This window comes from Neoroseomonas soli (assembly GCF_018129065.1).
GTDB lineage: Bacteria > Pseudomonadota > Alphaproteobacteria > Acetobacterales > Acetobacteraceae > Neoroseomonas > Neoroseomonas soli.
Map to the genome: position 1 here is coordinate 1 of NZ_JAAEDM010000119.1, position 10,859 is coordinate 10,859.

At 72.5% G+C, this 10,859-nt stretch carries 10 protein-coding genes; 5 read left to right on the forward strand and 5 right to left on the reverse strand.

Annotated features, from left to right (window positions below):
* On the forward strand, positions 1–2,241 hold a 2,241-nt coding region (locus GXW76_RS23495; protein WP_211864576.1), incomplete at its 5' end, for a glycosyltransferase family 2 protein.
* A 4-nt stretch (positions 2,242–2,245) separates the two neighbouring features.
* On the opposite strand, the gene GXW76_RS23500 is transcribed toward GXW76_RS23495, so the two are convergent.
* Complete coding sequence (locus GXW76_RS23500; RefSeq protein WP_211864577.1) at positions 2,246–2,989, reverse strand: nucleotidyltransferase family protein; 744 nt, start codon at positions 2,987–2,989, stop codon at positions 2,246–2,248.
* A complete protein-coding gene (locus GXW76_RS23505) occupies positions 2,982–3,971 on the reverse strand; it encodes an SDR family NAD(P)-dependent oxidoreductase (protein WP_211864578.1) in 990 nt (329 codons plus the stop codon). The genes GXW76_RS23500 and GXW76_RS23505 overlap by 8 nt, the downstream gene beginning before the upstream one ends.
* A 240-nt stretch (positions 3,972–4,211) precedes the next feature.
* Between GXW76_RS23505 and GXW76_RS23510 the strand changes: the two genes are divergently transcribed.
* Positions 4,212–5,174, forward strand: a complete 963-nt coding sequence (locus tag GXW76_RS23510) for a UDP-glucuronic acid decarboxylase family protein (RefSeq protein WP_211864579.1) — start codon at positions 4,212–4,214, stop codon at positions 5,172–5,174.
* A gap of 19 nt (positions 5,175–5,193) precedes the next feature.
* Here the strand turns inward: GXW76_RS23510 and GXW76_RS23515 are convergent, their stop codons facing one another.
* Positions 5,194–6,024, reverse strand: coding sequence for an NADPH-dependent oxidoreductase (locus GXW76_RS23515; RefSeq protein WP_246514656.1), 831 nt, complete (start codon positions 6,022–6,024; stop codon positions 5,194–5,196).
* A gap of 59 nt (positions 6,025–6,083) precedes the next feature.
* The gene (locus GXW76_RS23520) at positions 6,084–7,430 is read right to left on the reverse strand and encodes an LLM class flavin-dependent oxidoreductase (protein WP_211864580.1); all 1,347 of its coding nucleotides are present in this window, start codon (positions 7,428–7,430) and stop codon (positions 6,084–6,086) included.
* Between the two features lie 135 nt (positions 7,431–7,565).
* Here GXW76_RS23520 and GXW76_RS23525 point away from each other — a divergent pair, with 135 nt between their 5' ends.
* Complete coding sequence (locus GXW76_RS23525; protein ID WP_211864581.1) at positions 7,566–8,264, forward strand: carbonic anhydrase; 699 nt, start codon at positions 7,566–7,568, stop codon at positions 8,262–8,264.
* Positions 8,265–8,631: 367 nt separating this feature from the next.
* On the opposite strand, the gene GXW76_RS23530 is transcribed toward GXW76_RS23525, so the two are convergent.
* Complete coding sequence (locus GXW76_RS23530; RefSeq protein ID WP_211864582.1) at positions 8,632–9,519, reverse strand: thioesterase family protein; 888 nt, start codon at positions 9,517–9,519, stop codon at positions 8,632–8,634.
* Between the two features lie 300 nt (positions 9,520–9,819).
* On the opposite strand from GXW76_RS23530, the gene GXW76_RS23535 reads away from it, so the two are divergent.
* Together GXW76_RS23535 and GXW76_RS23540 are read left to right on the forward strand one after the other, a co-directional pair.
* The gene (locus GXW76_RS23535) at positions 9,820–10,104 is read left to right on the forward strand and encodes a hypothetical protein (RefSeq protein ID WP_211864583.1); all 285 of its coding nucleotides are present in this window, start codon (positions 9,820–9,822) and stop codon (positions 10,102–10,104) included.
* Between the two features lie 116 nt (positions 10,105–10,220).
* On the forward strand, positions 10,221–10,859 hold a 639-nt coding region (locus GXW76_RS23540), incomplete at its 3' end, for a hypothetical protein (RefSeq protein ID WP_211864584.1).

The following is a 10,859-nucleotide window of genomic DNA, read 5'->3' on the forward strand; positions in this document are numbered from 1 at the left end:
GCCGCGCTGGACATGGCGCCGGGGGAGGTGGCGCTGCGTGCGCGCGTCGCGTTGCTCCAGGCACGGCTGCGCCGGCCGGCGACCGCGCTGCGCGTGGCGACGCCGGCCTTGCCTGCCGCGCGGGACGATGCGCGGCTCGCCGACCTGCTCGGCATGACGGCCGACCTGCTGCGCCGACTGGGCGCGGTGGACGAAGCCTGCGCCATCCTGCGCGCGGCCTGGCGCGGAAGCCCGCGCGCGGTGATGCGCCGCGGCTTCCTCGAGGCCGGGCTGCCGGCCTATCGCCGCAGCCTGAATTCGGGCGCCGACGCGGCGCTGCTCGAGGACCTGGCGCAAGCGGCACGGATCGCGCCGCGCGACATTCCGCCCGAGGCGCTCGGGGAACTCGCGCGTCTCGCGGAGGATGCGGGGCGAGACGACCTGCTGCGCGGCCTCGGCGCAGCGGCGATCGCAGCGGGCGACGATGCGGCGACGAGGGTGCTGGCCGGCATCGGCGCGACGGAAGCGCCGAATGCAGCGGGGCTGGCACTGCTCGCGACCGGCCGGCAGGCGCGCGCCGGCATCGCCTTCGCCCTGGCGCACGCCACCGCGCCCGAGGCGCCGTCCGCACGCTTCAACGCCGGCTTCGCCGCGCTGGCGGCAGGCGATGCCGCGACCGCCGCCGACCTGCTCGCGCCCCTGCCCGCCTGCGGCGACGAGGCCATGGCCGGCGCCGCCTGGCCACGCTTCGGCGAACTCCCCTGGCCCTTCGCCGGCCCGCCCGAGGCCGCGCGCCGAGCCTGGGAAACATCACGTCCCGATGGCGCGCGCTGGCCGCGCATCCGCCTGGTGACCCCCTGCTACAATCCGGGGCCGTGGCTGGAGGAGACGATCCTCTCCGTCGCCGCCCAGGCCTACCCGGCGGTGGAGCACGTGGTGGTCGACGCCTGCTCCACCGACGGCACGGCGGAGGTCCTGGCGCGCTACCGACCCGTGCTGCACCACGTCATCGTCGAGAAGGACAGCGGCCCGGCCGAGGCGATCGGCAAGGGCTTCGCCGGCAGCGATGCCGACCTCCTCGGCTGGATCAATGCGGACGACCTGCTGGCACCCGGCGCGCTGCATCGCCTCGGTGCCGCCTGGGCGGGTGATCCCGGCGCCGACATCGTGCACGGTTATTCGCTGCCGCATCGCGGGCGGCGCATCCTCGGCGTGCAGCGGCCCTTGGCGGCGGGGCCCGAGGGCTTCACCGCCGCGGCCATGGCCGATGTCTTCGGCCGCTGGGCGAAAGGCGACTTCTTCCTTCAGCCGGAGGCGCTGTTCTCGCGCCGCCTGTGGGAGCGGATCGGCGGGCTCGACACCTCGCTTGCAGCGGTCTTCGACTACGAGATGTGGCTGCGCGCGGCGGCGCTTCGGCCGCGTATCGTGCAGGTGCCATGGCCGGCGGCGATGTACCGCATCCACGCCGCGCAGCGCACCGCGGCACGCGCGGCGCTCGCCGAGGAACAGGTGGCGGTTCGCGACCGGGTGGCGACGCCGGCACCCTCCCCCGGCCGCCTCGCGATGCTGCATGCCAGGCTGCGGGGCGCACTTGCCCCCGATGGGCGCCGGCCGCGCCTGCTGCTGCTCGACCAATGGTGCGCGGAGACGATGAACCCCGCCGCGCGCGAGGAAGCGCGCGCCGCATTGGCGGCGCAGGGCGTGCTGCTTGAGATCAGCGCCGATCTGCCAGAGGGCATGCCGCAGGCCGACCTGGTGCTGCGCATCCTGCGCGCGCATGACGGCGCGGACTGGGTGGCGTCGCTGCGCGGGGCGGGCTTCGCCGGCCCGGTGATCGGCTGGCTGGCGGAGGACGACCGCGACCCCTACGCCAATGCGGCGACGGCGAGGGGCCTCGACGTCGTGATCCCGGCGCGGGCGGCGCGGCGGGGCGCGCTGCTTCAGGAAGCCTCGCTGGTGCTGGAGGCGCTGTCGCCGCCCTGCGGGCTGGTCCCGGTCGCGGAAGCGGGTGCGGCGCTTGCCGCGGACGTGTCGCCGGAATGCGCAGTGACCGACCGGGACGGACTCGTGCGCGCGCTGCTGGCCGGGCAGGCGCCGGCCGCCGTCGCCGGCAGTGTCGCGGAATTGCTGGACCCGGCCAGCTGGGGCGACATCGCCGCCGGCAGCGCCGAGGCGCGGCATCGCATCGGTGCCGCAATGCTGCTGGCGCCGCGGCTGCGAGAGGTGCTGCGCCGGCTGCGCGCCGCAGCCGGCCTCGCATGATCCGTCAGATCGGTTCGTCGCGCAGGAACTGGGCGCGATTGGCCTCGAAGGCTTCCGAGGCGCGCGCGTAGTCGGACGGGTTGCCCATGTCGAGCCAGAAGCAGTCGGACCGGTAGCCCACCACCTTCTCCCCCGCCGCGATCAGCCGCAGCACCAGCGTCGGCACATCGAGCGGCACGCCCTTGGCCATGTAGTTCCGCACCCGCGGATGGCAGGCGTAGATGCCCATGCTGGCGGGGAAGGAATGCACCGGCTTCTCGGTGTAGGAGACGATCTCGTTCGCCTCGTTCAGGCCGAGGACGCCGAGCTCGATCTGCATCTTCCTCTCCACCACCGCGATGGTCAGTGCGGCGTCGCGTTCCCGGTGCAGCCGCATCATCGCCGCGTAGTCGAGCGTGGTCAGCAGGTCCCCGTTCATGAACAGGAAGGATTCGTCGAGCCCCTCGATGGTGGCGAGCGGCCCCGCCGTGCCGAGCGGCGCCTGTTCCTGGTGGTAGGTGATGCGCATCTGCTGCGACAGCGGGTTCTGGTCGAAATAGGCACGGATCAGGCTGCTGAGGTAGCCCACCGCGATCACCGCTTCCTCGAACCCATGCCAGCGGAGTTGGCGCAGCACCGTCTCGAGGATCGGCACGCCGCCCACCGGCACCAGCGGCTTGGGCAGGACCGTGGTGTAGGGGGCGAGCCGCGTCCCGCGCCCGCCCGCGAGAATGACGGCCTTCATCGCACCGGCCGGCGCCTCAGACATGGTAGTCGTCCACCTTGAAGAAGGCGGGATTGGCGCGGATCCATTCGATGGTGCGGGAGAGGCCTTCCTCGAGGCCGACACGCGGTTCCCAGCCGAGCACGCGCTTCGCCTTCGATCCGTCGGCGATCAGGCGGAAGACCTCGCTCTTCTCGGGGCGCAGGCGCTTCTCATCGGTGATGATCTCGGGCTTGCGGCCGAGGATCTCGAAGATCTTCCCGGCGAGCGCGCCGATCGAGATCTCGCGCCCGGTGCCGATGTTGATCACTTCCCCCACCGCCTCGGGCACCTCGCAGATGCGGATCACGCCTTCCGCGGTGTCGCCGACGTAGCAGAGGTCGCGGGTGGGGGAGACGGCGCCGAGCTTCACCGCGCCGCCCTTGAGCGCCTGGGTGATGATGGTCGGGATCACGGCGCGGGAGGATTGGCGCGGGCCGTAGGTGTTGAAGGGCCGCGCGATCGAAACCGGCGTGCCGAAGGACCGGAAGTAGGACAGCGCGATCTGGTCGCTGCCGATCTTGCTCGCGGCATAGGGCGATTGCGCCTGGAGCGGGTGCTCCTCGTCGATCGGGGCGTAGCGGGCGGTGCCGTAGACCTCGCTGGTCGAGAAGCAGACCATCCGCCCGATGCCGACCTTGCGGCAGGCCTCGAGCAGGAAGGCGGTGCCCATGGTGTTGGTGCGCACCACCTCGATCGGGTGGATGTAGGAATAGGGGATGCCGACCAGGGCGGCGAGGTGCAGCACCACCTCATGCCCCTCGACCAGCGCGGCGGCGCTCGCCGGGTCCGCGAGGTCGCCCGAGGCGACGGTGAGCTGCTTCTGGACATCCTCCGGCAGGAAATGCAGCGCCCCGTGGTCGCCGCTCGCCTTGTAGCGGACGAAGCAGGTGACCCGGGCGCCGCGGGCGACCAGTGTTTCCACCACGTTGCTGCCGATGAAACCGCCCGCCCCGGTCACCAGGACCCGCTTGTTCGTCCAGTCCATCCGCAGCCCGCTCCTGCCCCTGCCTGCGCGGGGAGGACCCGCGCGCCGCCCGAGATCGTTGCGACACTAACACGTGTTCGCCACGGCCGGGAATGGCGCGAGGTCACAGCGCCTTGTTCCCCGTCGCGGCCCATGGTGTGCTGCCCGGAGCAGAAGAGGCCGGGGTTGCCCGACCTTCATCTTCCCGCAACGGGACACGGGGAATGATGCCATGACACCAGCGAGGAAAAGCCCGCAGCGATGATCTCCCGCAAGCGCGTCCTGGTCACCGGCGGGGCCGGCTTCATCGGCTCGCACCTCTGCGAGAGGCTGCTCTCGCAGGGGCATTCGGTGCTCTGCGTGGACAACTACTTCACCGGCACGCGGGACAACATCTCGCACCTGTTGCCCCACCCGCAGTTCGAGGCGATCCGCCACGACGTGACCTTCCCCCTCTATGTCGAGGTGGACGAGATCTACAACATGGCCTGCCCGGCCTCCCCCGTGCACTACCAGTTCGACCCGGTGCAGACGACCAAGACGAGCATCAGCGGCGCGATCAACATGCTCGGCCTCGCCAAGCGGGTGAGGGCCAAGGTGCTACAGGCCTCGACCAGCGAGGTCTACGGGGACCCGGAAGTCCACCCGCAGCCGGAGGACTACCGCGGCAGCGTGAACCCGCTCGGACCCCGCGCCTGCTACGACGAGGGCAAGCGCTGCGCGGAGACGCTGTTCTTCGACTACCGCCGCCAGCACAATCTCCGCATCAAGGTGGCGCGCATCTTCAACACCTACGGCCCGCGCATGCACCCGAACGATGGCCGCGTGGTGTCGAACTTCATCGTCCAGGCGCTGCAGGGCAACCCGGTGACGATCTACGGCGAGGGCACGCAGACGCGCGCCTTCTGCTTCGTGGACGACCTGGTGGACGGGCTGATCCGCCTGATGGACACGCCGGACGAGGTGACCGGGCCGGTCAACCTCGGCAACCCGCACGAGATCACCGTGCGGGAACTGGCCGAGCGCGTGATCGCCCTGTGCGGCGACGGCGCGCGGCTGGAACAGCGGCCGCTGCCGCAGGACGACCCGACGCGGCGCTGCCCGGATATCTCCCTGGCGAAGCGGCTGCTCGGCTGGGAGCCGAAGGTGCCGCTCGAGGAAGGGCTGCGCCGCACGGTCGCCTATTTCGACACGCGGCTGCGGGAAGGCGTGGCGGAGGGCTGATCCCCCCGCCCGCGCCGGTTCAGCGCAGCGGGAAGCCGAGCGCGACCAGCGCGTCCTTCAGCCTGTCGCGCCCGTGCAGCGCCTTCATCGTGCCGAGCCTCGCGATGACGCGCTGCGTCCAGGTGTCGCCCAGCATCTCGTTGCGGCGGGAGAATTCGGCGAGGCGCGGGTCGTAGGCCGCGCGGTGGCCGGCGTCGTTCGCGTCGTATGTCTCGTGGTGCAGCACCGCTTCCTGCGGCAGGCGCGGCTTCACCTCGCCCTCCCGGCCCGGCAGCGCATGGCCGACGCAGAGGCCGAAGACCGGCGCCACGCCCGGCGGCAGGCCGAGCAGTTCGGCCACGCGCGTCACGTTGTTGCGCAGCGCGCCGATATAGACGTTCGACAGCCCGAGGCTTTCCGCCGCCACCACCGCGTTCTGCGCCGCGAGCGCCGCGTCGATCGACGCCACCAGGAAGGATTCCAGATACGGCAGGCCGACGAGTTCCGTGTCCGCATCCGCCGCCAGGCGCCCGTTGCGTGACGTGTCGGCGAGGAACACCAGGAAGATCGGGCACTGCTCGATGTGCTTCTGGTTGCCGGCGATCACCGCGAGTTCGCGGCGCACCTCAGGATCGTTCACCGAGACGACCGACCAGGTCTGGAGGTTCGACGAGGTGGCGGCCGATTGCGCGGCGGCGACCAGCGTCTCGAGCGTGCCGTCCGGCAGCGAATCCGAAGTGAAGCCGCGCACCGAGCGGTGCGAGAGCAGCAGCGCGATGGTGTCGTTCCACGGCCCGGCCTTGGGCTCGGCGCCGGCGCCGTAGCGCGCGGTGAATGCCGCCCTGGCGGCGGGCATCTGGGTTCCGTCCATTGTCTCGATATCCCCTGGAGATTGCGGGGGAAGGTAGCGTGCCGCCGCGCGCCGGCAAGTCAGCGGGCGACGGCGGCAGCCGGGTGCGGGGCGGAAAGGCGCGGGCCGGCGCCGAACAGCTTCTCCCGGTAGGTGCCCGGCGCGTAGTCGCGCTTGTAGCGGCCGCGCTCCTGCAAGGCCGGCACCAGCATCGCCACGACATCCTCCAGGCATTCCGGAACGACGGTGCGGGAGAGGTTGAAGCCGTCGATGTCGGCCTCCTCCACCCAGGAGACGAGGGTGGCGGCCACCTCCTCCACGCTGCCGACGATGGGCGGCTGGCGGCTGCCGAGGATCATGCGGTCGATCAGCGCGCGCTTGGTCGCGCGCGGTGCGGCGGCGCGCAGGGCTTCCACGTTCGAGCGGATGGCCTCCGAAGGCGCGGAGGGCAATTCGTCATCCATGCCGAGCCTCGCCAGGTCGATGCCGAGGGAGGCGGAGGCGTGCACCAGCGCGGCCTCGACATCGGCGTGGCGGCGGTAGTCCTCCAGCTTGTCGCGCGCCTCCTGCGCTGTCCGGCCGATGATGAGCGTCGCGCCCATGAACGCCTTGATCGGCCTCGGCGCCGCGCGGGACCGGAGGTCCTTCACCAGGGACGCCACATGCGGCTTGGGCCCGCCGTTGAGGAAGACGCATTCCGCATGGTGCGCGGCGAAGGCGCGGCCGCGGTCGGATGCGCCGGCCTGGTAGAGCACCGGCGTGCGTTGCGGCGACGGCTCCACGAGATGCGGCGCATCGAGCCGGTACTGACGCCCCTCGTGCCGGATGCGCGAGACGCGGGATGGGTCGGCGTAGACGCCGCTCGCGCGGTCGCGCTTCATCGCGTCGGAGGCCCAGGATTCCTCCCACAGGCGATAGGCGACCTGCATGAACTCGTCCGCCATGTCGTAGCGGTCGTCATGCGCCATCTGGCGGTCGAGGCCCATCGCCCGTGCCGCGCTGTCGAGATAGCCGGTGACGATGTTCCAGCCGATCCGCCCCTGCGTCAGGTGATCCAGCGTCGAGAAGCGCCGCGCCAGCAGCGCCGGCGGCTCCCAGGCCAGGTTCACCGTCACGCCGAAGCCGAGGTGCCGCGTCGCCGCCGCCATGGCCGGCACCAGCAGCATCGGGTCGAGCAGCGGCACCTGCACGCCGTGCCGCACCGCCGCGTCCTGGCTGCCGCCATGCACGTCGTAGACGCCGAGCACGTCCGCGAGGAACAGCCCGTCGAACAGGCCGCGTTCCAGCAGCCGCGCGAGGCCCATCCAGTGATCGAGCGAAAGGTAGTCGACCGCCCGGTCACGGGGGTGGGTCCACAGCCCTTGCTGGATGTGGCCGACACAGGCCATGTCGAAGGCGTTAAGGCGAATTTCGCGAATGTTTGCCATGAACCGAGCGTCGCGCAGCGGACGCGGCCGGGCAATCGTCGCCGCATGCGCCATCCCGGGCACCTGGCCGGATGCCCGGACTCCCTCCCCCCCCCCCGGCGCATCCTTCCCGCGTCAAGCACGAGGACCGAGCCCATGTGTCTCACCTGCCAGCGCCCATCCCTTGGACGCCGCGGCCTCTTCGCCGTGGGTGCATCGCTGCTGGCGTCCGCCGCCCCCGCGGCCCGGGCCGAGGGCACGGGCAGGGCCGCGACGCCGGCGGCCGCCCTGCAGGCGCTGATGGAAGGCAATGCGCGCTATGTCGCGAACCAGCCCCTCGGGCGGGACTTCGCGGCCGGCCGCGCCGCCCGTGCGCGCGGCCAGGCCCCCTTTGCGGCGATCCTCGGCTGCGCGGATTCCAGGGTCGTGCCGGAACTCGCCTTCGACCAGAACCCGGGCGACCTTTTCGTCGTCCGCGTCGCCGGCAACTTCGTCACGCCCGCAGGGCTCGGCAGCCTGGAATTCGGCGCGACCGCGCTGGGCACAAGGCTCATCCTGGTGCTGGGGCACACGCGCTGCGGCGCGGTCAATGCGACAGTCGCCGCCCTGCGCCACGGGAACAACCCGCCCGGCCACATCGCCGACGTGGTGCGCGCGATGAAGCCGGGGATCGAGCCTGCCCTCGCGCAGTCCGGCGATGACCTGGCGCGGCGGGCCGTGGTCGCCAACATCCGGCACAATGTCCGCGCGCTCGAGACGGCAACGCCCATCCTCGCGGACCTGGTCGGGCGCGGCGCGCTGCGGATCGCGGGCGGGCTCTACGACCTCGAGACCGGCCGGGTCGGGCTCGTCTGACAGCATGCTTCGCCGGGCGCGATCCCCCTCGTCCTCCCCCCCAACGATCCGCCAGCGTGGCCCGGTCCCGCTCAATTCTCCGGCCGGAGCCCGCTTTCCCGAACGATCGCGCCCCACTCCTCCCGCGCCTCCTGGATGCGCGCCGCGAAGGCCGCCGGGCCGTCCGACGTGATCGCGCGTATTCCAGCCGGTCGAGTGCCGCGACCATCTCCGGCGTCGCCGCCGCCGCGGCGACCGCGCGGTGCAGCCTTCCGACGATCGGCGCCGGCGTGCCGGCCGGCAGGCCCCGGCGGGGGCGCATCGTTCCGGATACCGGCTGGCTGCGCGCTTCGCCAAGGCCGCCGGCGCGGTCCCGCCGGACGCGACGCTAAAGGCCGAGGCCGGGCACCAGCAGCGCCTCCAGCGCCGCGCGCTGCGCCAGCGGGATGGCGATGGCCTTGCGCGCCTTGAGGTCGAAGGCGACGCCCACCGCCTCGGCCGCCGCGACCGGGGCGCCGGTCTCGCCGTCGTGCAGCAGGTGCGTCCAGGTGGTGGTCTTCTCCGCGAGCGTTCGCAGCCCACTGGTGACGGTGACGAGTTGCCCCTCGCGCAGCGGATGGAGGTGCAGCAGCCGGTATTCCAGCGCCGCCCCGCCGATGCCTTCCTCCTTCACCCCGAGGCCGGTGCCGCGGTTTCGCAGGTTCGGCACGCCGTCCCAGACGCGGGCGATGACGCCATCCGACCGCATGATGCCCTCGCGGTCGCATTCATCGGGGCGCACCGCGCCGCGATACGCTTCGGCCAGGCCCATCGCCAGCGCCTCCGTGCGGTTCGGGATCGGGCGCGGGGGCACGAAGGTCAGGCCGCGCGGCGCGGCGTGGTCCGGCACCTCGACCCGCAGCGCATCGAGGGCGAGGCCCGCCGGCAGCGGCCGCAGCGCGCCCGTGGCCGGATCGGCATTGCCGAGATCCGTCACCACCGTCGCCGCCGGCAGGCCGGTCGCGCTGTTGCGTATTTCCGCGAAGGCGCGAAGCCGGTCCCCGCTCGCGCCCACCACGCCGCCGAGGATGGTGAAGGGCGTGCCCGGCGCCATCTCCCGCAGGAAGCGGATGTGCTGGTCGAGCACCGAGAGCGCGCCGCGGGATGGCGGCAGCCCCGCCTCCAGCATCAGCCAGGCGAGCGCATCCGCCACCCGCGCGACGTAGTGGCGCACATTCATGTGCCCCATCACGTCGCATTCCTCCTGCTGCACGCTGCCCCGGCCGATGACGATCACGCATTCCGCTCCCGCATTTGCTCGCCGCAGATCAGCGCGGGATGCGCGGCGCGGCAAGCCGCCCGGGTCTCCAGCGCGAGGCTGCCGGGATGCCTCCTCGCCACGATCCGCGCCGGACCCAGGCGCGGGACGTGGCCCCGGCAACCGGCCCGCGCCCATCGCCGCCTGCCAGCGCGAGGCGAAGCCGATCCTCGATCACGGTTTCGGCCCGCTCGATCGTATCGGACTCGCCGCCACGGCGCTCGTGTGACGCGTTCCGGGCCTTGACCCGGGCGACCGCGATTTGCCACCGTTCACGCCGTGGGGACCCTGGTCAGCGTCCGTGGCGGGGATGACGATACGCTCTGGGCCGTCGTGGCGACGGTGGGGCGAAAAAGCCGCGTGGCGGAAGTCTTCCGCTCTCGCTCCCAGGCGCTGGACGATCGCGCCTGGCGGGACCAGCAGGTCAAGGCCTATGCGGATTGGCTGGTGCGGGCGAGGCAGCCCGTGCCGCATTATTCCGTGGCGCCCATCCGGCGATCGGACCTGCCGCGCAAATGGACGCCCCTGCCTGCGCTCGGCTTCCTGCGGGGGCAGTTGATCTGAGGCCCGGCGCGGCCGCCCTTCGGCCCCCGGGCCAACCACACCGGTGCGGCTACCCCGCATTGGCTTCCGGGCCGGACGGCGGTGTAGGGTTCCGGCAAACCGGCGAGGAATGGATCGTGCCCGAGAACCAGACGTCGAAGCACCCGGCGCGGCGGCGTAGGATCCGCGGCAGTGCCGCGGCCACTGCGGCCGCGCTGCTCCTCGCCTCCTGCGCCGGCCAGCAGGCGGGCACCGCGACCTCTGCACTCCCGGCGGATGACGGCACCGACGCCTGCCGGCCGCAGGTCGTCGAACTCGACCGCAGCGGGGCCTATTTCGCCGCGCCGATCGTCGCCGGGGCGGCAGTGATCGGCGCCGGCGGCATCCTCGGCACCCGGCCCGGCATCATCGGCGGCCTCGTCTGGGCCGCGAGTTCCGCCGCCGCGGCCGTCGCCGCCACCACCTACCTCGAGCAGCGCCGGCGCGAAGCGGCGGATGAGGCCGCCCTCGCCACCTCCGTCGGGAACGACATGGAGCGCGAGAACACCGCCATCGAGCAGAGCCAGCAGGCGGTGGACCGCGTGCTGGAATGCCGGCTGGAGCAGGCGCGCCGGGTGCAGGAACAGCAGCGCGCCGGCGCCCTGCAGCGCCAGCAGGCCGAGGCCCAGATGGCCGCGCTGCGCGCCCAGGCGGAGCGCGACCTCCAGACCAGCCGCCGGATCGCCGAGCGCGTCGAGGCGCGCGCCGCCGAGATCCAGCCCGCGGTCGAGGCGGTC